The 21101-nt window shown below is 74.9% G+C and carries 16 protein-coding genes; 9 read left to right on the forward strand and 7 right to left on the reverse strand.

The genetic code is table 11. The annotated features are described in order from the left end of the window. The first annotated feature begins 2 nt into the window (after positions 1 to 2). The 5 genes from ACTWQH_RS11815 to ACTWQH_RS11835 all read left to right on the forward strand — a co-directional run bounded on the left by ACTWQH_RS11815 (position 3) and on the right by ACTWQH_RS11835 (position 5968). A complete protein-coding gene (locus ACTWQH_RS11815) occupies positions 3 to 2177 on the forward strand; it encodes an ABC transporter ATP-binding protein (protein ID WP_443286405.1) in 2175 nt (724 codons plus the stop codon). After that, the gene (locus ACTWQH_RS11820) at positions 2174 to 3589 is read left to right on the forward strand and encodes a hypothetical protein (protein WP_443286406.1); all 1416 of its coding nucleotides are present in this window, start codon (positions 2174 to 2176) and stop codon (positions 3587 to 3589) included. The genes ACTWQH_RS11815 and ACTWQH_RS11820 overlap by 4 nt, the downstream gene beginning before the upstream one ends. Positions 3590 to 3898: 309 nt before the next feature. Continuing rightward, positions 3899 to 4891, forward strand: coding sequence for a dihydroxyacetone kinase subunit DhaK (gene dhaK, locus ACTWQH_RS11825; RefSeq protein WP_443286407.1), 993 nt, complete (start codon positions 3899 to 3901; stop codon positions 4889 to 4891). A 26-nt stretch (positions 4892 to 4917) separates the two neighbouring features. Then, a complete protein-coding gene (gene dhaL / locus ACTWQH_RS11830; RefSeq protein WP_443286408.1) occupies positions 4918 to 5559 on the forward strand; it encodes a dihydroxyacetone kinase subunit DhaL in 642 nt (213 codons plus the stop codon). Continuing rightward, positions 5552 to 5968, forward strand: coding sequence for a PTS-dependent dihydroxyacetone kinase phosphotransferase subunit DhaM (locus ACTWQH_RS11835; protein WP_443286409.1), 417 nt, complete (start codon positions 5552 to 5554; stop codon positions 5966 to 5968). The genes dhaL and ACTWQH_RS11835 overlap by 8 nt, the downstream gene beginning before the upstream one ends. A 43-nt stretch (positions 5969 to 6011) precedes the next feature. Here the strand turns inward: ACTWQH_RS11835 and ACTWQH_RS11840 are convergent, their stop codons facing one another. From ACTWQH_RS11840 to ACTWQH_RS11850, 3 genes are read right to left on the reverse strand one after another with little or no spacing between them, the layout of a single operon-like run. Continuing rightward, positions 6012 to 6482, reverse strand: a complete 471-nt coding sequence (locus tag ACTWQH_RS11840) for an NUDIX hydrolase (RefSeq protein ID WP_443286410.1) — start codon at positions 6480 to 6482, stop codon at positions 6012 to 6014. 10 nt (positions 6483 to 6492) lie between these two features. Next, positions 6493 to 7275, reverse strand: coding sequence for a glutamate racemase (locus tag ACTWQH_RS11845; protein WP_443286411.1), 783 nt, complete (start codon positions 7273 to 7275; stop codon positions 6493 to 6495). A gap of 46 nt (positions 7276 to 7321) precedes the next feature. Continuing rightward, entirely contained in the window at positions 7322 to 8650 is a 1329-nt protein-coding gene (locus ACTWQH_RS11850) for a TerD family protein (protein WP_443286421.1), read from the reverse strand. Positions 8651 to 8900: 250 nt separating this feature from the next. Here ACTWQH_RS11850 and ACTWQH_RS11855 point away from each other — a divergent pair, with 250 nt between their 5' ends. Next, positions 8901 to 9461, forward strand: coding sequence for a DUF6643 family protein (locus ACTWQH_RS11855; RefSeq protein ID WP_443286412.1), 561 nt, complete (start codon positions 8901 to 8903; stop codon positions 9459 to 9461). Positions 9462 to 9509: 48 nt separating this feature from the next. On the opposite strand, the gene ACTWQH_RS11860 is transcribed toward ACTWQH_RS11855, so the two are convergent. Beyond that, positions 9510 to 10907, reverse strand: coding sequence for a family 2B encapsulin nanocompartment shell protein (locus ACTWQH_RS11860; protein ID WP_443286413.1), 1398 nt, complete (start codon positions 10905 to 10907; stop codon positions 9510 to 9512). Between the two features lie 108 nt (positions 10908 to 11015). Further along, entirely contained in the window at positions 11016 to 12425 is a 1410-nt protein-coding gene (locus ACTWQH_RS11865; RefSeq protein WP_443286414.1) for a family 2B encapsulin nanocompartment shell protein, read from the reverse strand. 367 nt (positions 12426 to 12792) lie between these two features. Between ACTWQH_RS11865 and ACTWQH_RS11870 the strand changes: the two genes are divergently transcribed. After that, positions 12793 to 15363, forward strand: a complete 2571-nt coding sequence (locus tag ACTWQH_RS11870; RefSeq protein ID WP_443286415.1) for a right-handed parallel beta-helix repeat-containing protein — start codon at positions 12793 to 12795, stop codon at positions 15361 to 15363. Positions 15364 to 15369: 6 nt separating this feature from the next. Here the strand turns inward: ACTWQH_RS11870 and ACTWQH_RS11875 are convergent, their stop codons facing one another. Then, positions 15370 to 17661 (reverse strand): hypothetical protein, encoded by a 2292-nt coding sequence (locus tag ACTWQH_RS11875; RefSeq protein ID WP_443286416.1) that lies wholly within the window; start codon positions 17659 to 17661, stop codon positions 15370 to 15372. Positions 17662 to 17908: 247 nt separating this feature from the next. Here ACTWQH_RS11875 and ACTWQH_RS11880 point away from each other — a divergent pair, with 247 nt between their 5' ends. Beyond that, positions 17909 to 18745: a DeoR/GlpR family DNA-binding transcription regulator gene (locus ACTWQH_RS11880; protein ID WP_443286417.1), complete on the forward strand. Its 837-nt coding sequence runs from the start codon at positions 17909 to 17911 to the stop codon at positions 18743 to 18745. A gap of 100 nt (positions 18746 to 18845) precedes the next feature. On the opposite strand, the gene ACTWQH_RS11885 is transcribed toward ACTWQH_RS11880, so the two are convergent. Continuing rightward, on the reverse strand, positions 18846 to 19142 hold the full coding sequence (locus ACTWQH_RS11885; RefSeq protein ID WP_443286418.1) for an SHOCT domain-containing protein: 297 nt from the start codon (positions 19140 to 19142) through the stop codon (positions 18846 to 18848). Between the two features lie 214 nt (positions 19143 to 19356). Here ACTWQH_RS11885 and ACTWQH_RS11890 point away from each other — a divergent pair, with 214 nt between their 5' ends. Next, positions 19357 to 21054, forward strand: coding sequence for a bifunctional 3'-5' exonuclease/DNA polymerase (locus tag ACTWQH_RS11890; protein WP_443286419.1), 1698 nt, complete (start codon positions 19357 to 19359; stop codon positions 21052 to 21054). Positions 21055 to 21101: the final 47 nt, after the last annotated feature.

Below are 21101 nucleotides of genomic sequence, written 5' to 3' on the forward strand. Positions count from 1 at the left end.
CCATGCACCAGACCGAAGACCCCTCACCCCTGCTGCGCCTGCGGAACCTCAAGACCCACTTCACCACCCACGAAGGCACCGTCAGGGCCGTCGACGGCGTCGATCTCGACCTGCCCCGCGGGCGTACCGTGGCGGTCGTCGGCGAGTCGGGCTGCGGCAAGAGCATCACCGCCCGCAGCGTCCTGCGGCTGATCGACCCGCCCGGAGAGATCGTCGACGGTCAGGCGCTCTGGCACGGCGGCGGGCGCCAGGCTCCGGTCGACCTGATGAGCCTGGACCCCGCAGGAAAGGAGCTCCGTGCGGTGCGTGGCGGCGAGATATCCATGGTCTTCCAGGAACCGATGGCCTCGCTCTCCCCGATGCACACCATCGGCGCCCACCTGGTGGAAAGCATCACGCTGCACACCGACATGAGCCGGAACGAAGCCTGGGAGGCCGGCATCGACGCACTGCGCCGCGTCGGCGTGCCGCAGCCGGAATCCCGCATGAACGCCTACTCCTTCCAGCTCTCCGGCGGCCTGTGCCAACGCGCCATGATCGCCATCGCCCTGGCCTGCCGCCCCGAGCTCCTCATAGCCGACGAGCCGACCACCGCCCTCGACGTCACCACCCAGGCACACATCCTGGACCTGCTGGGCGATCTGCAGGAACAGACCGGGATGTCGATGCTGTTCATCACCCACGATCTCGGCGTGGTCGCCGAGATCGCCGACGAGGTCGCGGTGATGTACCTGGGAACGGTCGTCGAACACGGGCCGGTGGACCGGATCTTCCACCATCCGCAGCACCCCTACACCCAGGCACTTCTGAGATCCGTCCCACGGCTCGGCCAGCAGCGCAGACTCCGCCTGGACGCGATCAGCGGCGCCGTACCCGCCCCCACCAACCGCCCCGCCGGCTGCCCCTTCCACACCCGCTGCGAGCTGGCCGTCCCCGGCGTCTGCGACCAGGACGCACCCCCCGTCGTCGCCATCCGCGACGATCACCACGTCCGCTGCGTCCTCCCGGACCGGCCGGCGACGCCCCGGCCGGTACCGGACCCGCCCGCCGCGCCACTCATCCCCTCGGCGCCGCGGGCTCCCGGGCCGCCACGCGCGCCCGGCGAGGGGACGCTGGTGCGCGTGAGTGGGGTCACCATGCACTACGCGGCCCGCCGTACCCTGCTCACGAGGGCCGGGCGGCCGGTGCGCGCGGTGGACGGCGTCGATCTCGCCATCCGGCCCGGGGAGACCCTCGGTCTTGTCGGTGAGTCCGGCTGCGGTAAATCCACCCTGGGACGCATCATCGCGGGAGCCCAGCGGCCCACCACCGGCAGCGTCACCTACACCCGCGCCGACGGAACCGACGTCGACGTCGCGGCGCTCGGCAACAGGGCCCTGCGCCCCCTGCGGCGAGACATCCGCGTCGTCTTCCAGGACCCCTACTCCTCGCTCAACCCCCGCATGACCCTGCTCCAACTCGTCGGCGAGCCCCTCCTGGTCAACAAACTCGCCAAGGGCTCCGAACTCGAGGACCGCGTCGCGGACATGCTGCGCCGCGTCGGCCTGCGTCCGGAGTACATGCACCGCTACCCCCACGCGTTCTCCGGCGGCCAGCGCCAGCGCGTCAACATCGCCCGCGCGCTCATCACCCGGCCTCGCCTCGTCATCGCCGACGAGGCGGTCTCCGCACTCGACCTGTCCGTCCGTTCCCAGATCCTCAACCTGCTCCGTGACCTGCAGGACGAGTTCGGACTGACGTACCTGTTCATCTCCCACGACCTCTCCGTCGTCGAGCATCTGTGCGACCGCGTCGCCGTCATGTATCTCGGCAGGATCATCGAGCAGGCCACCGTCGACGAGATCTACCGCAACCCCCGGCACCCGTACACCGAGGCGCTGCTCTCGGCCGTGCCCGACCCCGACCCCCGGCACAGCCACGCCGACCGGGTCCGTGTCCCCGACCACCTGCCCGATCCTGCCTCCCCGCCCCCTGGATGCCGCTTCCACACCCGCTGCCCCTACGCCCAGCCGCGGTGCTCCCAGGACGATCCCCGTCTCACCCCGGCCGACGGGGACAGCGGGACGCACCGGGACGCCTGTCTCCTCTCGGACACCCTCACCCTCACCGGCGTCACCCCCGACCCGGCACACCTCGGTCCGCCACCACACGACGACCACTCCCTGGAGCTGCCATGACCTCCCACCGGCGCGCCACGCCGCGTCCCGACGCGGCCCCGGCGCTCGTCACGGTGGACATGGCGGCGGTCCTCAACCCGGCCGCCTCCCCGCTGCTCTTCGGCCTGTCCAACGAGCCCTCCCGCGACCACCAGGCGGCGGTCTACCCGCAACTCGCCGCATCGGGCGTGACCTTTCAGCGCGGCACGCTGCACCTCAATCGGCTCTTCGACACCCCGTTTCCCGCACTCACCCTGCAGGAGTACCGCGACGGCACCGGGGGTGTGCGGGACGCCGGCACCTGGGACTGGGGAGCACTCTCCTGGCTCGACCACGCGAAGGCACACGGGATCACCACCCAGCTCAACCTTCTTCAGGTCCCCGGATGGCTCACCCACACCGGCGCGGTGAACGGCATCCCCGTCGACTGGGACGTCTGGCGGCACATCGTCACCACGGTGGTACGGCGCTGCGCCGCGAAGATCGACTCCATCGACATCCTCAACGAGCCGATGACCGACGTCATGATCGACATCACCGGCAGTCCGTTCCCGTCACAGGCGGCCGCGGCGGCCCAGATGTACGCGCAGACCGTCCGCGCCGTCCGGGAGGCCGATCCCGGCGTGCTCGTCGGCGGCCCGGGAGAGGACCGGCACGGCGGCGACTTCGGCGCGATCGGAACAATTCTGCGCGACCGCGGGCTGTCACCCACGGACCTCCAGTTCGTCTCCATCCACAGCTACGGCGCCGATCCCGTGGGACAGCTCCGGCTGGCCGGACTGCGACGCCTGCTGAGCGACGCCGGACGCCCGGCGCTGCCCGTCTACGTCAACGAATGGAACCACAACTACGCCGCGGACACCTCGGCCCCCGAGGTGATGGGAGAAGCCGCGGTGCCGTTCGTCACCGACACCCTCCTCCGGCTGGCCCGCGACCCCTCCATCGCCGGCGCCGCGTTCATGTCGGCCCTGCCGGGCAACGTGCCCCTCCACCCCGACCAGAACGCCGGCGGAGCCGTCATCAGACAAGCCATCTACGACTGGCACGGCTCCCACGCGACCCTCTGGCCCCAGACCCGCGCGTTCCGCCTGCTCAGCGTGGACGCGGGACTGGGCGCCGGACCGTTCGCCGTCTGCGCGGCCAGCCACGACGGCCTCGCGAACGCCGCCGGTTTCGTCAACGCGAGCGGCACTCCTGGGGCGATCCTCATCAACGGATCACCAGCGGCACAGCAGGTGGAGGTCCGGTTCGTGCACCTGGCCACTCCCGACCGAACGGTGTCGGCCGCGGTCCACACGGCCGACGCCCGAGCCGCTCACGGCGTACCCCCGGTTCCCGCACGGCTCGAGGTGTCCGCCGTCAGTGGATCGGCCGTCATCCGCGACCTGACCCTCCCGCCCCGGTCCGCACTGGCCCTCGTGCTGTCCGGATGAACGCGAGGCACCACTCGGACGGACGCAGGGGTTGCCCGCCCGAACCGGAGGCTGCCGCCGCTCCCGCGTAGGTGATGTTGGGGCGGGGAGGCTGCTCCCTGCCGTCGCCCCCGCGCCGTCCGCGACACGCAGGGTGTATGCCGGATCAGAGGCCGTACGCTGTTGACCTGAGGAGGCTCGCCGAGCCGCAACTGTTGGCCCACGCTTCGGGGCGCTATGGACCGCCAAGATCGACTGACCGCCATCGCCGGTCTGACCTGGCGAAGGACCGGTCGGCCCGGTGGATGCTAGATGGAGGAGGACAGCCCTGTGAAGATGCTGATCAACGTACCGGAGCGCGTGGTGGCGGACGCCCTGCGCGGCGTGGCGCTGGCCCACCCCGAGCTGGTCGTCGATGTCGACAACAGGGTGATCGTGCGCCGGGACGCGCCCGTCGCGGAGAAGGTGGGGCTCGTCTCCGGAGGCGGCTCCGGGCACGAGCCGCTGCACGGCGGCTTCGTCGGGCCCGGGATGCTCGACGCCGCCTGCCCCGGCGAGGTGTTCACCTCCCCCGTCCCCGACCAGATGGTGCGGGCCGCAGCGGCCGTGGACAGCGGGCAGGGCGTGCTGTTCATCGTGAAGAACTACACCGGGGACGTGCTGAACTTCGACATGGCCGCGGAGCTGGCCGAGGACGAGGGCGTGCGTGTCGCCAAGGTGCTGGTGCAGGACGACGTGGCCGTCACCGACAGCCTCTACACGGCGGGGCGCCGGGGCACCGGCGGCACGCTGTTCGTGGAGAAGCTGGCCGGCGCCGCCGCCGAGGAGGGGGCCTCGCTGGAGCAGGTGACCGCCGTCGCGCAGCGGGCGTCGGACAGCTCGCGCAGCTTCGGCGTGGCGCTCAGCTCCGTCACCACCCCGGCCAAGGGCAGCCCCACCTTCGACCTGCCGGCGGGCGAGCTGGAGCTGGGCATCGGCATCCACGGGGAGCCCGGCCGGGAGCGGCGCGGCATGATGACCTCCGGCGAGATCGCCGACGTCGCGGTGGACGCGCTGCTGGAGGACCTACAGCCCGAGCTGCCGCTGCTGGTGCTGGTCAACGGCATGGGCGGCACGCCGCTGCTGGAGCTGTACGGCTTCAACGCCGAGGTGCAGCGCGTGCTGGCCGAGCGGCGCGTGGCGGTGGCGCGCACCCTCGTCGGCAACTACGTGACCTCGCTCGACATGGCGGGCGCCTCGGTGACGCTGTGCCAGGTGGACGAGGAGATGCTGCGGCTGTGGGACGCGCCGGTGAGCACGCCGGGGCTGCGCTGGGGCCGCTGAGGCCGACGGGGCGAGAGGAGCGCGTGATGGCGGAGGACGCGGAGCCGCTGGACGCGGCGTTCGTCCGGGGCTGGCTGGGCGAGGCGGCGGCGGCGATCGACCGGGAGGCCGAGCGGCTGACCGCGCTCGACTCCGCCATCGGCGACGCCGACCACGGCAGCAACATGCGGCGCGGCTTCGCGGCCGTGCTGCCGGCGCTGGAGCGCGACGCGCCCGCGACGCCGGGCGCGGTGCTGGTGCTGGCCGGGCGGACGCTGGTCTCCACGGTCGGCGGAGCCGCGGGGCCGCTGTACGGCACGCTGCTGCGGAACTCCGGGAAGGCCCTGGGCGACGCCGAGCGGGTCCCGGCCGGGGAGTTCGCCGAGGCGCTGCGCGCGGGGGTGGCGGCGGTGGCGCGGCTGGGCGGCGCGGCGGCGGGCGACAAGACGATGCTGGACGCGCTGCTGCCCGCGGTCGAGGAGCTGCCCGGGTGGGACGCGGCCCGGCAGGCGGCGGCCAAGGGGGCGGCGGCGACCGTGCCGATGCGGGCCCGCAAGGGGCGGGCCAGCTATCTGGGCGAGCGCAGCGTCGGGCACGAGGACCCCGGGGCGGCCTCCTCGGCGCTGCTGATCGCGGCGCTGGCGCGGGCCGCCGGGTACGAGGCCGGGGAGGTGGCCGGGGATGGCTGAGACAGGGCGCGGCCCGGTGGGCGTGGTGCTGGTCTCGCACAGCCGGGAGGTGGCCGAGTCCGTGGCGAGCCTGGCGCGCGGGCTGGCGGGCGGCGGCGAGCTGGCGCCGGTGGAGCCGGCGGGCGGCACCCCCGACGGAGGGCTGGGCACCAGCTCGGAGCTGATCGCCCGGGCGGCGCGGCGCGCCGACCGGGGCGCCGGGGTCGCCGTGCTGGCCGACCTGGGCAGCGCGGTGCTGACCGTGCAGGCGATGCTCGCCGAGGACGAGGAGCTGCCGCCGGGGACGCGGCTGGTGGACGCCCCGTTCGTGGAGGGGGCGGTGGCCGCGCTGGTCACCGCCTCGGCGGGCGCGGACCTGAAGGCGGTCGCGGCGGCGGCCAGCGAGGCGTACACCTACCGCAAGGTGTGACGCCCCGACGCCGGCCCGCCGGGTCCGCCGGGCCCGACGGCGATCAGGCCGGCTCGAACCAGGTGGGGGCGTCGGTGGTGGCGAGCTTGATCCGGGTCAGCGCGAACTCGCGCAGCGGCGGCAGGTCGTCCAGCGCGAACCAGCCCACCTCCACGGACTCGTCGTCGTTGACCCGGGCCTCGCCGCCGACGGCGCGGCAGCGCAGGCAGGTGTCCATGTACTGGCACTGGTCGCCGTTGGGGTAACGCACCGGCTGCAGCGTCTGGACCAGCAGCACCCGGTCGGGGACGCAGCGCACGGCGGTCTCCTCGTGGACCTCGCGGACGGCGGCCTCGGCGGGCTGCTCGCCGGGCTCGGGGATACCGCCGATGATCGACCAGCGGCCGTCGTCGGCCCGGCGCGCGAGCAGGACGCGGTCCTCGTCGTCCAGCACGACGGCGCTGACGCCGGGGAGGAAGAGCAGCTGGTGGCCGATGTTCTCGCGCAGCTCGCGGATGAAGCCGGGTGTCGTCATGGCGCCGAGACTACGAGACCAGGTCGGCGGGCAGCAGCAGCGCCTCGGCGTAGGCGCGGGCGGCCTCGGGCAGGGCGGCCGGGCGGCCGCTGGCGTAGACGCGCAGGGTGCCGGAGGCGGGGGCGCCGGGATCGGGCGCGGCACCGGCGCGGCGCAGCGCCTGGGCGGCGACGGCGTGGGCCGAGCCGTGGAGGGTGACGGGCGCGCCGCCCGCCGAGGCGAGCTGGTCGCGGATGCGGGAGGCGACCAGCTCGTAGTGGGTGCAGCCCAGGACGACGGACCGGACGCCGGGCGGGGTCAGCTCCGCCGCCGCCTTCACCGCGGCGCTGATGGCCTCCTCGTCGGCGCGTTCGACGGCCTCGGCCAGGCCGTGGCAGGGCACCGCGGTCGCCGGTACGCCGTCGGCGAACTGGCGGATCAGGCCCTGCTGGTACGGGCTTCCGGTGGTCGCGGCGGTGGCCCAGACGGCGAGCGGGGCGCCCGCGGCGGCGGCCGACTTGATCGCGGGGACGGTGCCGATCACCGGCACCGCGGGCTCCAGTTCGGCCCGCAGCGCCGGCAGGGCGTGCGTCGAGGCGGTGTTGCAGGCGACGATCAGGGCGTCGGGCCGCTCGGCGGCGGCCGCGCGGGCGCAGGCGAGCACCCGCTCGGTGATGTCCTGGGGGGTGCGCGGCCCGTAGGGCATGCCGTCGGGGTCGCCCGAGAGCACCAGGGAGGCGTCGGGCCGCAGCCGCCGGACCGCGGCGGCCGCGGCCAGCAGGCCGATCCCCGAGTCGATGAGCGCGATCTTCACGGGGCAGCAGCGTACCGGCCGGGCGCGCGGGGGCCCCGCACGCGGCCTACTTGCGGCCGGGCGTCCACTGCATGCCCCAGCCGTAGGCGTAGTCGACGGTGCGCTGCGGGCTGACGCCCCGGTCGGGGACCAGGTACCGGGCCTCGCGGTTGACGACCAGGTCGCCGCTGCCGTCGTTGGTGAGCAGCACCAGGGCGCAGACGGGGGAGGCGACCGTGCACTCGTCGAGCGAGAACTCGATCGGGGCGCCACGCTCGGGGGTGAGCGTCACCATGGCGTTGGTGATGTCCTTGAAGCTGCTGGCGCCCGAGTAGATGGTCACGAAGATCACCACACGGCGCAGCTCCCGCGCGTGGTCGAGGTTGATGGTGAGGTTCTCGCCGGTGGCCACGGCGCCGGTGCGGTCGTCGCCGTCGAGGTGGATGTACGGGGGCTGGTGCAGCGATCCGAAGGCGTTGCCCAGCGCCTGGACGACGCCCTTGCGGCCGTCGGTCAGCTCGAAGAGCGCGCACAGGTCGAGGTCGAGGCCGCCGGAGACCGCCTTGGCGATCTTCTCCTTCCAGCCGAGCTTCTGCTGCTGGGGGGCGCGCTGCTGCCAGTTGAGGTTGACCCGCAGCCGGCCGGAGGTGCCGCCCTGCTTGGACAGGGAGACCGACGGGGCGCTCTTGGTGAGCGTGATCTTGCTCAGCCGCACCGGGCCACCGGACGGGGCCGGGGCCGGGGCCGGCGGCGGAGGCGCGGCGGGCATCGGCGCGGGAGCCGGGGCCGGTGCGGGGGCGGGCGGCGGTGCCGGGGCCGCGGTGGGCATCGGGGCGGGTGCGGGCGCGGCGGGGGCCGGGGGCGCCGGAGGCGGCGCGTCGTCGACGCTGATGCCGAAGTCGGTGGCCAGCCCCGCCAGGCCCGAGTCGTACCCCTGGCCGACGGCGCGGAACTTCCAGGCGCCCTGCCTGCGGTACAGCTCCCCCAGCACGAACGCCGTCTCGCTGGTGGCGTCGCCGCTGTCGAAGCGGGCCACCTCGGCGCCGCTGTCGGCGTCCAGCAGCCGGACGTGGAGCCCGGGCACCTGCCCGAAGGTCCCGCCGTCGGCCGAGGCCGCGAGGACCACCTTGTCGATGCCGGGCTCGACGGCGGCCAGGTCGACGGCGAGGCGGTCGGTGACGGCGGCCCCCATCGGCTGCTTGCCCTCGTGCCGCACCGCGCCCGAGGTGTGCCGGGGCTGGTTGTAGAAGACGAAGTCGTCGTCGGAGCGGACCTTGCCGCTCGCGACCAGCAGCAGCGCCGAGGCGTCGACATCGGGTGTGCCCGCGGCCGTCTGCCAGCCGATCTCGACACGGACCGACCGTGCCGTCACCGGGACGTTCGAACCTTTGAGCATCGTGGGCATGGAAGGGATCCTCCCCGTCGGGCGGCCGTCGTCACTCCGCCTGTTCAGTGGCAGGCACCTCAACTATGCCACCCTCCCCCCGGGCCCTCCGAAGCCGCCCCGGATACGCCATCTTGTGGGGGCTCATCGGCGTTTTTTCCGGAATTCCTTCGTATTGAGCAGCTCCCGTCAGCTCAACCACGCGAAATGACCCTCTAATCGGTCTCCCCAACCAGCACATGGTGGGCTTAACTTATGGGGCATGACCTCCCCGCGCCCCTACGGCGGTGCCTACCACTCCTCGCCGTCCTTCCCCGACACGCCCATCTACGACAGTCTGGTGGCCGAGCGGGGAACCCCGCAGATCGCTCCCATCCGGGTGCCGTCCGCCTATGAGCCGATGGGCGGGTACGCCCCCGCCCCCGCCCAGCCGGCTCTGCCCGCCCTTCCGGCGCTGCCCTCCGGCCCCTCGGCCGGCGCCCCGCATCCGCAGCCGGGCGGCTATCCCGGCTACCAGGCGACCCCGGCCCGCCAGACGCGGCCCGCCCCCGCCCCGGTGCCCACCGCGGCCGTGCCCGCCCAGGCTCCGACCGGGGCGCCCATGCCGCAGGGTCCGGCGTACCTGCCGCAGCAGGGCGGGCCCCGGCCGTATCCCGGGCCGCAGGCCCCGCAGGCGCCCGCGCCGCAGCAGATGCGGCCCCCGGCGCCCCGGCCCGCGGCGCCGCGCCCGGCGCCCGCCGGGTACCAGAACCCCTACCCCGCCCAGCAGCAGCACCCGTACCCGAACCAGGGGTACTGGGCGGAGCAGGGTCCCGGCCGCTAGCGCGCGGGCGCGCCCGGCCCGTCGGGGCGGGCGCGCCGGACCGGCACGTCAGACCTCCACGTCCTCCAGGACGCCCAGTGCGTCGGGGACGAGCACGGCGGCGGAGAAGTAGAGGCTGACGAGGTAGGAGATCACGGCCTGCTCGCTGACGCCCATGAAGCGGACGTTCAGGCTGGGCTCGATCTCCTCGGGGATGCCGGGCTGGTGGAGGCCGACGACGCCCTCGTTCTCCATCCCGGTGCGCAGGGCGATGACGCTGCTGGTGCTGGTGCGGGTCACGGGGATCTTGTCGCAGGGCAGCAGCGGGATGCCGCGCCAGGAGCGCAGCCGGGCGCCCTCCAGCTCGGTCTCGTGGGGATAGAGGCCGCGCCTGCTGCACTCGCGGCCGATCGCGGCGATGGCGCGCGGGTGCGCCAGCAGGAACTGGGTCTTGCGGCGCCGGGAGATGAGCTCGTCCAGGTCGTCGGGGGTGGGCGGGCCGCCGCGGGTGTGGATGCGCTGGCGGGGGTCGGCGTTGTGCAGCAGGCCGAACTCGGGGTTGTTCACCAGCTCGTGCTCCTGGCGTTCGCGCAACGCCTCGATGGTCAGCCGGAGTTGCTCCTCCACCTGGTTCATCGGCTCGTTGTACAGGTCCGCCACCCGCGTGTGGACGCGCAGCACCGTCTGCGCCACGCTCAGCTCGTACTCGCGCGGGCCGGGGTCGTAGTCGACGAAGGTGCCCGGCAGCACCGGCTCGCCCGTGTGCCCGGAGGCGAGCGCGATCTCCGCCTCGCCCCTGCGGTTGCTCGCGGGTGCGGGGCGGGAGGCCACGTCGTCCAGGTACGCCCGCAGCCCGGGGGCGCGTTCGGCGACGGCCTCCACCTCGGCGAGCGGCAGCGCCAGCGCGGTGCAGCGGGTCACGGCGCGCAGGGTGTAGGGCCAGTCGCCGGGCGGCCCGGTCAGCGCCTGGTCCCCGGCGTAGTCGCCGTCGGCGAGCGTGCCGAGGCGGGCCTCGGCGTCGTACGCCCCCGGGCCGCGCTTCTCGGCCTTGCCGTGGGCGATGAGCAGCACCTCGGCGACGGGCGTGCCCGCCTCGGCCAGGACGTCGCCGGGGCGGTACTCGCGCTGCACGCAGGCGGCGGCGAGCGCCTCGAGGGCCTCGGCGTCCTCGTAGCCGCGCAGGGCGGGCAGCTCGGTCAGCTCGGCGGGGATGACCCGGACCTCCGAGCCGGAGACGAGGAACTCCACCCGGCCGTCGCCGAGCGTGTGCGTGAGGCGGCGGTTGACGCGGAAGGTGCCGGCCGTCACCGGGGTCCAGGGCAGCACCCTGAGCAGCCAGCGCGAGGAGACGCCCTGCATCTGGGGCGGTGTCTTGGTGGTGGTCGCCAGCCGCCGGGCGGCGGCGGTGCCGAGGCTGCTGGGCTGCTCCGGCCGTTCCGGCGCCGTCGGCGTGAGGGGGGATGTCATGGGGAAACGCGCCTTCCGTCGGGCGGTGCGTGCGAGGTTTCAGGGGTGGAGGCGGCGCGGGCGGCTCCGCGGCGCGCGCCGGAAATGCCGCCCGGTCCCCCCGGCTTCTCAGTGGCCGATCTCGACGTCCTCGAGAATTCCCAGGGCGTCGGGCACGAGCACGGCCACGGAATAGTAGGCGCTGACGAGATAGGAGATGAGTGCCTTTTCGTTGATTCCCATGAAGCGGACGGAGAGGCTGGGCTGATATTCGTCGGGAATTCCGGTGCGGTGCAGGCCGACGACGCCCTGCTTCTCGGCGGTGCGCATGACCATGATCTTGCTGATGCCGGTCTCGCTGACCGGGATCTTGTTGCACGGCAGCACGGGAACGCCGCGCCAGGCGGGAATCGCGTGCCCCTCGACGTCGACGCTGCCGGGGTAGATGCCGCGCTTGCTGCACTCGCGGCCGAAGGCGGCGATCGCCTTGGGGTGGGCCAGGATGACGCTGGGTTCCTTCCACACGGTGGCGAGCAGCTCGTCCAGGTCGTCGGGGGTGGGCGGGCCGCCGCGGGTGTGGATGCGCTGGCGGGGGTCGGCGTTGTGCAGCAGGCCGAACTCCGGGTTGTTGACCAACTCGCTCTCCTGGCGTTCGCGCAACGCCTCGATGGTCAGCCGGAGTTGCTCCTCCACCTGGTTCATCGGCTCGTTGTACAGGTCCGCCACCCGCGTGTGGACGCGCAGCACCGTCTGCGCCACGCTCAGCTCGTACTCCCGCGGGCCGAGCTCGTAGTCGACGAAGGTGCCCGGCAGCACCGGCTCGCCCGTGTGCCCGGAGGCGAGCGCGATCTCCGCCTCGCCCGCGTCGTTCTGCCCGGCGGGGGCGGCGGCCAGGGCGGCCGTCAGGTGGGCGCGCAGGGTCTCGGAGCGGTCCGCGATCTCCCGCAGCGCCTGGCGGGAGAGGGCCAGCAGGGTGCCGCTGGTCAGCGCGGTGAGGCTGTGCTCGACGGTGCCGGGCTCGGCGAGGGTCAGCGCCTGGTCGCCGTAGAACTCGCCGCCTGCGAGCACGCCCTGGTCGACCTCGGAGTCGTACGGGCCGGGGCTTCGCTTGATCAGCTTGCCGTGGGCGATCAGCACGACCTGGTCGGCGGGGGCGCCGGCGGCGAGGATCTCCTCGCCCGCGGCGAAGTCCCGCTGCACGCAGGCGGCCGCGAGCTCGCCCAGGACGGCCTCGTCCTCGTATCCGTGCAGCGCGGGCAGCTCGCCGAGCTCGGCGGGAATGACCCGGACCTCCGAGCCGGTGGCGGCGAACTCGACGCGGCCGTTTCCCAGCGTGTAGGTCAGCCTGCGGTTCACGCGGAACGTGCCGCCGGTGACCTGCACCCAGGGCAGCACCTTGAGGAGCCACCGCGAGGAGATCTCCTGCATCTGCGGCGGCGTCTTGGTCGTGGTCGCCAGATTCTTCGCGGCCTGCGTCGTCAGGCTCAACTGAGGGGTCACGGCCTCGTTCTGCGGGGTCGGCTCTGCGGAAGTCGTCATGCGAGGCACCGCCAATCTGCGGGTGGCAACGGGGAGTTCGGGGCTACTGCCGCGTCGAAGCTAACGGCCACGCCTCGGGGCGGGCAATCACTCGAAAGGGGTCGCATTTCTGGGATTCCGCCGACGAATATCTGGGTATTGGCAGCTGGACATTTCCGAAATGACGCACGGGCGACCCGGAGCGTCGGCGGGTGCCCCGGCGGCATACCCCGGCAAGCGTGAAGGAGCACAAGAGGGGCGCACGCTCCGCGTCGCGCGCCCCTCCTGGGCCGGGCCGCTCCGGTCATTCCATCTGCTCGCGGCGCGCTACCGTGGACCGGCCAGTGTTGGCGCTCGGTTATCGCACGAGGTTGGGGCAGATCACTCCATGGCAACGGGCCCGGTCCAGGTGACGCACTCCGGAACATCGCGCTGGCGGCGCCGGACCGCCGTCTACGGCACCGTCGCCGAGGCGCTGGCGGCCGCCGCCGACGGCGACGTGCTCGTCCTGGCCCCCGGCGTCTACCGCGAGAACCTGGTGATCGAGCACGCCGTCACGATGCGCGGCCCGGAGGAGGCCAGGGACGGCCAGGCCCGCATCGCGCCGCCCGAGGGCGTGCCGCTCACCGTGCGCGGCGCGGCGACCGTGCACCGGCTGCGGATCGAGGGGCAGGACACGACCGCGCCCGCCGTGCTCGTCGAGGGCACCACGGCCCCGGAGCTGACCGAGCTGGACGTCCACGCCAGCTCCGCCACCGGCATAGCGGTGCGCGGCCGGGCCCGGCCCACGGTGCGCCGGTGCGCCGTCAGGAACCCGGCGGGCGCCGGGATCAGCGTCACCGACGGCGCGGGGGGCCTGTTCGAGGAGTGCGAGATCGCCGAGTCCGCGCAGCCCGGCGTCGTGGTGCGCGGCCCGGTGCAGCTGCGGCTGGAGCGCTGCCGGATCCGGGACTCCGGCGGCGCCGGGCTGTCGGTGACGGGCGAGGGCAGCGCGGTGGAGGCGGTCGACTGCGGCATCCACGGCACCCGGGGCACGGGGGTGCGGCTGGCCGAGCGCGCCACCGCCCACCTGACCGACTGCCGCGTCAGCGAGACCACCGGCGACGGCGTCACCCTCGACACCGAGGCCGTGCTGACCCTCTCCGACAGCCGGGTGCACGACATCCCGGAGAACGCCCTCGACCTGCGGTCGCGTTCGGTGCTGACGCTGGTCCGCACGGCCGTCAGCCGCTTCGGCCGCAACGGCATGTCCGTGTGGGATCCCGGCACCCACGCCGACGCCCACCACTGCGAGATCGGCGAGAGCACCGGCGAGTACCCGGCGGTGTGGGTGAGCGACGGCGCCACCGCCGTGCTGGAGTCCTGCCGGGTCCGGGAGGTGCCGGACGCGCTGTTCGTGCTGGACGCCGGGTCCCGCGCCGATGTGGTGGACAGCGAGATCGAGCGGGTGCGCGGCTCGGCGGTCTCGGTGAGCGACGGCGCCACGGCGCGGCTGGACGCCTGCCGCATCCACCAGGTGGGCACCGGCGCGTGGTTCCGCGACCCGGGCAGCGGCGGCACGGTGACGGGCTGCACGATCGAGCGGGCCAAGACCGGCGTCATCGTCACCAAGGGCGCCGACCCGCAGGTCGCGGACTGCGCGGTGACCGGGGCCGCCGAGGCCGGGGTGTACGTCTCGGCGCAGGGCCGGGGCGCGTTCCGCCGCTGCCGGATCACGGGCTCGGGCGGGTACGGCTTCCACATCATCGACGGCTGCCGCAGCGAGCTCACCGGCTGCCGGACCGAGCGCTGCGCGCGGGGCGGGTACGTCTTCAGCGAGGCGGGGCCGGTGCTGGCCGACTGCCGCAGCGACGAGGCGACCGAGCCGGGGGCGGACGTGCGGCAGAGCCTCACGGACGCGGCGGCCTCCGGCGCGTCGCCCGGCGCGGCCGGGACCGGCGGGCCGCACGGGTCCGGTGGCTCCGGTGGCTCCGGCGTGTCCCACGGCTCCCGCGGTGGCCCGTCCGGGGCGCCGACCCCGGCCCGTCAGGGGTCCGGGCCCGGCGCGGGCGACGGCGCCGACGGCGGGGCCGCGGCCGTGGCCACCCGCCCCTCCGAGGAGGTGCTGGCCGAGTTGGAGGCGCTGGTCGGCCTCACCACCGTCAAGCGCGAGGTCCGCGCCCTCATCGACATGATCGAGGTGGGGCGCCGCCGGCGGCAGGCCGGGCTCAAGGCCGCCTCGGTCCGCCGCCACCTGGTGTTCACCGGTTCCCCCGGCACCGGGAAGACCACGGTGGCGCGGCTGTACGGCGAGATCCTCGCCTCGCTGGGCGTGCTGGAGCGCGGCCACCTGGTCGAGGTCTCCCGCGTCGACCTGGTTGGCGAGCACATCGGCTCGACCGCGATCCGCACGCAGGAGGCGTTCGAACGGGCCCGGGGCGGCGTGCTGTTCATCGACGAGGCGTACGCCCTCACCCCCGAGGACGCCGGGCGCGACTTCGGGCGGGAGGCGATCGACACCCTGGTGAAGCTGATGGAGGACAACCGGGACGAGGTGGTGGTGATCGCTGCCGGCTACACCTCGGAGATGGAACGCTTCCTCGCCGCCAACCCGGGCGTGGCCTCGCGCTTCTCCCGCACCATCACCTTCGGCGACTACGCGCCCGACGAGCTGCTGAACATCGTCGAGCAGCAGGCGCGCGAGCAGGAGTACGCGCTGGCCGAGGGGACCCGGCAGGCGCTGCTTGCGTACTTCACGGGGCTGGAGCGGGGCCCGTCGTTCGGCAACGGGCGCACCGCGCGGCAGACGTTCGAGGCGATGGTGGAGCGGCACGCGGGCCGGGTGGCGCGGCTGCCGGACCCCAGCACGGAGGAGCTGACGCTGCTCATCCCGGCGGACCTGCCGGGGCGGGGCTCGCCCGAGGACGCGGGCGCGGGGGGCGCGGCGCTCCATGGGACCGGGAAGGCGGGTGTGGGCTAGGCGGGTCTAGCCCACCGGCTCCGCCGGCGGCGGAGTCGTCCGGGGAGTCGTCTGGGCGGGCAGCTGGACCGGACCGGCGGCCGTGCGGTGGAAGAGCGCGGCGCGCTCCTCGGCGTACGCCGGATCGGCGGCGTAGTCGGCGTGGCCGAGGACGGGCTCCGGCAGCGGCCAGCGCGGCGTACGCCCGTAGTGCAGCGGGTCGGCCAGCGGACCGGCGTCGACCGGGGCGCCGCCCGTCGCCGTGACGCCGACCGGGCCGCCGATGGGGTCGGTGGCGCGCCACAGGTTCCGCCAGCGCGGCATGTCCCGGTGCAGGGAGTGCAGCGCCGAGGGGCCGAAGAAGGCGGGGAACCAGGGGGCGTACAGGCGTGTGAGCGGCGAGCCGTGGGTGAGCAGGGCGACGCGGGCGCGGGCGGCGTCGTCGAGCTGCCAGACGGCCGCCGCCGCCAGCACGCTGCCCTGGGAGTGGCCGGAGATGACCAACCGCCCGCCGCCCACGTCGATCCAGGTGCACATGCGCCACGCGAGGTCGGGGACGGCCCGCTCGGCGTAGCAGGGCGGGGCGAAGGGGTGGGCGGCGCGCGGCCAGAAGGTGCCGACGTCCCACAGGATGCCGATGGTGCGGCGCGTCCCCGCGTCGCGGTACGCCCGTCGGCCCATCGCCACCAGCAGGACCACGCCTATCCCCAGCAGCCAGGAGCCGAGCTGCTGGGAGACGTCGGCGGCGAACTGCACCGGCACGGGGGCGCCGTCGGCCGCCTTCGAGGGCGTCTCGTCGGTGAGGGAGCCGGCGACGGCGGCCACGCCGAGGACGAGGCTGGCGCCGGTGATCCAGCCGACGGCCAGCGGCGCGGCGTCGGTGAGCTCGGCGCGGGCGAGGGCGGCGGCGATGTCCTCGCTGCGCTCGTCCAGGCGCGTGACGGGCTCGTCTGCGTACCGGCCGCGCACGGCCGGGGCCAGGCGGCGGGTGCGGCGGAGGACGCGCAGCCAGGCGACGACGGCCAGGCCCAGCACGACGCTCAGCAGCGCGGGGATGGCCGCGGCCTCCCAGCTGAGCACCACCGGCGGGCCGGCGATCGCGGCGCCGGGCTCGCCGGGCTCGGCCGAGGGGTCGAGCCAGTCGGCGACGCGCTGCGTCACTCCCCCGGTGAACACGCCGCCGAGCGCGCACGCCAGCAGCGCCACGGCCGCGCCGCCGAGGCCCGCCAGCGCGCCGCGGTCCGGGCGCGGGGTGTCCCGGTGCAGCCGGTGGGCGGCCAGCGCCACGCCGACGACGAGAACGCCCTGGGCCACCGCGAGGGCCGGGAACGTCGCGGCCCCGGCGGGGTGGCGGCCGGCGGTGACCCAGTCGGGGCGGCTCCACGCGGTGTGCGCCACCGTCAGCGCCAGCAGCGCGAGGGCCGCGAGCGGCAGCGCGCCGACGGCGCGCGGCACCGGCTGCTCGTCGATCTTCTCCTCGGTGCGGCCGTGCCGGGCCTGCTGGGCGGCGACGGCGACGATCCCGGCCGCCACCAGCCCGGCCAGCAGCCAGCCGAACGCGGCGAGCGCGCCGTCGCCGTCCGCGCCCCGGTCGTGCGGCCCGGTCGCGGCCAGCAGCGCCGCGCAGACGGTGAGCAGCGCCGCCGTGGTGTGCGCGGCGCGGAGCCGGGAGACGATGCCCCGCCCATACCAGAAGCCGGGCAGGCTCAGCGCCGCCCGGCCCTCGGCGTCGGCGCGGGGGCGCGGCGGCGGCGAGGCCGACTCGTACGCGCTCCAGGTGCGGCGGGAGAGCCACCACAGCAGGCCGACGAGGGCCGCCGGCGGCAGCGCGGCCACCGCGAGGCGCCGGCCCGGCTGGCCCCACCAGCCCTCCCCCGCCTCGAGCGGGCCGAGCCAGGAGGCGTCCGCCACGCAGGTGTCCGAGCCGGCGCACTGCCAGGCGACGAGGTCGAGGCAGACGGCACAGGCCCCGGCGGTCAGCAGCACGGTGAGGGACAGGGCCAGGAGCCGGACCAGGATGTCGTACGCGCGGGCGGTGCGGCGGCCGCCCCTGGCGGCGGGGCGCATCCAGTGCGCCAGGTTGGCCACCATGAAGGGCAGGAGCAGCAGCCACAGCGCCCGGGCGGCGTTGCCGGAGGTGAGCCCGGACCAGGTGTACGCCTCGCGCACGGGGTCGGCGTCGTCCCAGGGCCGGTCGGCGAGGTCGTCGGTGCGGCGGTGGATGCTGGCGGTGCCGTCGCCGGTCACACGGGTCGTGCGCGGGTCGGCGAGCATCTCCTGCGGCGTGGCGCCGCCCACCCCGTGCACCAGTAATTCCATGGCCGGGTCCCGGCCCTCTCCCCCGTCGTTCCCGCCGTGCCGCGCAGCGCCCGTGTCCACCCGTGGTCCCCTTCTCCTCCGGCGTCTCTTCCGGCCGTTGTCCTCTGCCGCGTCTTCTGCCCGCCCTGGGGCGTTTCCGTGCCCGTCCACCCGCAACCGCGACCGGAACGGGACCCAATCGCCACCCGGTTGACGGTCGCCGGGACGTGCGAGGATGACCCGGAGCGAGCAAATCTGAAGGAGTGCCGTGAGCGACAACCAGAACCTGCTGGCCGGGCAGCGGCGGGCGCTGATCCTGGACGAGGTGCGCCGCCGGGGGGGCATCCGCGTCAGCGAGCTGACGCGGATGCTGCAGGTCTCGGACATGACGGTGCGCCGTGACCTGGACGTGCTGGCCCGGCAGGGGGCTCTGGAGAAGGTGCACGGCGGGGCGGTTCCGGTGGCGGAGGCGCGCACGCACGAGCCGGGGTTCGAGGCGAAGTCGTCCCTGGAGCTGTCGGCGAAGAGCGAGATCGCGCGGGCGGCGGCGGCGCTGGTGACGCCGGGCAGCGCGGTGGCGCTGTCGGGCGGGACGACCACCTTCGCCGTCGCGCACCAGCTGCTGGAGGTGCAGGAGCTGACGGTGGTCACCAACTCGGTGCGGGTGGCGGACGTGTTCCACAACGCGCAGCACCTGTCGGAGGGCGGCCGGGGCGCGGGCGGGCCGGCGGCGACGGTGGTGCTCACCGGCGGGGTGCGTACACCCTCCGACGCGCTGGTGGGGCCGGTCGCGGACGCCGCGATCAGCTCCCTCCACTTCGACGTGCTGTTCCTGGGGGTGCACGGCATCTCGGTGGAGGCCGGGCTGTCCACCCCGAACCTCGCCGAGGCCGAGACGAACCGCCACTTCATCCGCTCGGCGCGGCGGGTGGTGGTCGTGGCCGACCACACGAAGTGGGGGACGACGGGCCTGAGCTCGTTCGCCTCGCTGGACGACGTGGACACGCTCGTCACGGACGCCGGGCTGCCGCCGGAGGAGCGCGAGGAGATCGCCGCGCACCTTGCGGAGCTGGTGATCGCGGGCGGCGACGACGGCGAGGGCTGAGCGCGGCTGAGCGCGGCTGAGCGCGGCGGCGGGGTGCCGGACGCCTCGCCGCGTCCGGCATCCCGCCGGAGGGTGGACGGCGCGAACGCGCGCCGCCCGCTCACGCCGCCCGCTCGCGCCCGCCGCCTCCTCCTCGTCGTCCGTCCTCGGTGAGCACCGCCCTGCGGTGGCGGTACTCCTCCTCGTCGATCTCGCCCGCGGCGAAACGCCGGCCGAGCAGGGCCACGGGCGAGCCGCCGCCGGGGCCGCGCCCGAACGGGCCGCGCCCGCCGCGCCAGACGGTGCGGCGCAGCAGCCAGATGGCGCCGACCACGATGGCCGCCCAGATCAGCGGGAACAGCAGGATCCACGGCCCGGGGCCGCCGTCGTCTCCCCAGGCGTGCGCCAGGGTGTTCATTCTCGTCACGCTCCTTCGCGTCGCTGTGGCAGGTGGCGCGGCTGTCCTCGTCGCTCCCTGCCTTCCGTGCCGCTCCTGTCGCTCTCCAGACTCGTCGCGGGCGGGCCGCGCGTCGTCGTACGGCCAGCGGCACCTGGCCTGCTCCGGCGGGAGTACGGCGGCGGCCCGCGGCTGCTTCGGAGCGTTGTCAGTGGCGGCTGCCAGACTCGGCGTCATGGGCAGATGGGCAGTGGCGGAGTACGCCGACGGCTCGGTCCGGCTGTGCCCGCTGGACGAGCGCGGCCGGGCGGCGGGGCCGGTGGTGACCCGGCCGTCGCTGGACGAGGCGGTGCGGTCCCACCCGGAGGTGGCGCGGTGGGTGTGGCGGGCCACGGGCGCGGTGTATCCGCGGGCGCTGCGGTCCGGGGTGCGGGTGGCGCGGTGCTATGACGTGGAGGCGGCGGAGGCGCTGCTGCTGGGCCACGAGGGGCGGTACGGCGAGCCGCGGTCGCTCAGCGCGGCCTGGGCGCGGCTGCGCGGCCTGCCGGTGCCGGAGGACCCGCCGCTGTCGGCGCCCGCCTCGGCGCAGCCGTCGCTGTTCGAGGCGGGCCCGGTGCCGCTGCCCGCGGACGCCGACCCGCTTCAGGCGCTGATGGAGGTGTATGCCGGGCAGCTGGCGCGCACCGATGCCGCCGAGCACCCCGGGCGGCTGCGGCTGCTGCTGGCGGCGGAGTCGGCGGGGATGCTGGTGGCGGCCGAGATGAGGCGCGCCGGGCTGCCGTGGCGGGCCGACATCCACCGCGGACTGCTGGCGGAGCTGCTGGGCGAGCGGTATCCCGGGGGCGGCGAGCCGCGCAGGCTGGCCGAGCTGGCGGAGCGGATATCGCGGGCGTTCGGGGAGGGGGTGACGGTCCGGCCCGATCTGCCCGCCGACATCATCAGGGCGTTCTCGCGGGCGGGCATCAGGCTGTCGTCCACCCGGTCGTGGGAGCTGGGGGCGGTCGAGCACCCGGCGGTGGCGCCGCTGCTGGAGTACAAGAAGCTGTACCGGATCTACACCGCGCACGGCTGGTCGTGGCTGCGGGAGTGGGTGCGCGACGGCCGTTTCCGCACGGAGTACCTGCCGGGCGGCACACCGACCGGCCGCTGGACGAGCAACGGCGGGGGCGCGCTGCAGATCCCGCGCGTGATGCGGCGGGCGGTGGTGGCCGACCCGGGCTGGCGGCTGGTGGTGGCCGACGCCGCCCAGCTGGAGCCCCGGGTGCTGGCCGCGATCTCCCGGGACCGGGGGCTGATGGCGGCGGCGGGCGGCGAGGGCGACCTGTACACGGCGCTGGCGCTGCGCGGCTTCTCCGGCGACCGGGCGCACGCGAAGCTCGCGCTGCTCGGCGCGATATACGGCCAGACCTCCGGGGACGGGCTCAAGCACCTGGCGGACCTGCGGCGCCGCTTCCCCGACGCGGTGGCGTACGTGGACGAGGCGGCCCGGGCGGGCGAGGAGGGGCGGCTGGTGCGGACCTGGCTGGGCCGCACGTGCCCGCCGGCGGGCGGCGACGGCGGGGAGGAGGATGTGGAGCCCGGCGGCCGTGCCGTGGACGAGGAGGAGCCGGGCCCGGTGCCGGGGCCGCGCGGCACGCCGTCGGCGCGGGCGCGAGGGCGGTTCACGCGGAACTTCGTGGTGCAGGGCAGCGCGGCGGAGTGGGCGCTGCTGATGCTGGCGGCGCTGCGGAGGCGGCTGACGGGGATGCGGGCGGAGCTGGTGTTCTTCCAGCACGACGAGGTGATCGTGCACTGCCCGGAGGGGGAGGCGACGGCGGTCGCCGAGGCGGTGCCGGCGGCCGGGGAGGAGGCGGGGCGTGCGGCGTTCGGGCCGACGCCGGTGAGGTTCCCTCTCACGCCGGCAGTGGTCGAGTGCTACGCCGACGCGAAGTAGCGCGGGTCTCCCCCACCCGCCCGCCCGTCGGGGGTGGGGCCCGAGGG

It is taken from the genome of Streptomyces sp. 6N223, from assembly GCF_052246635.1.
Lineage (GTDB): Bacteria > Actinomycetota > Actinomycetes > Streptomycetales > Streptomycetaceae > Streptomyces.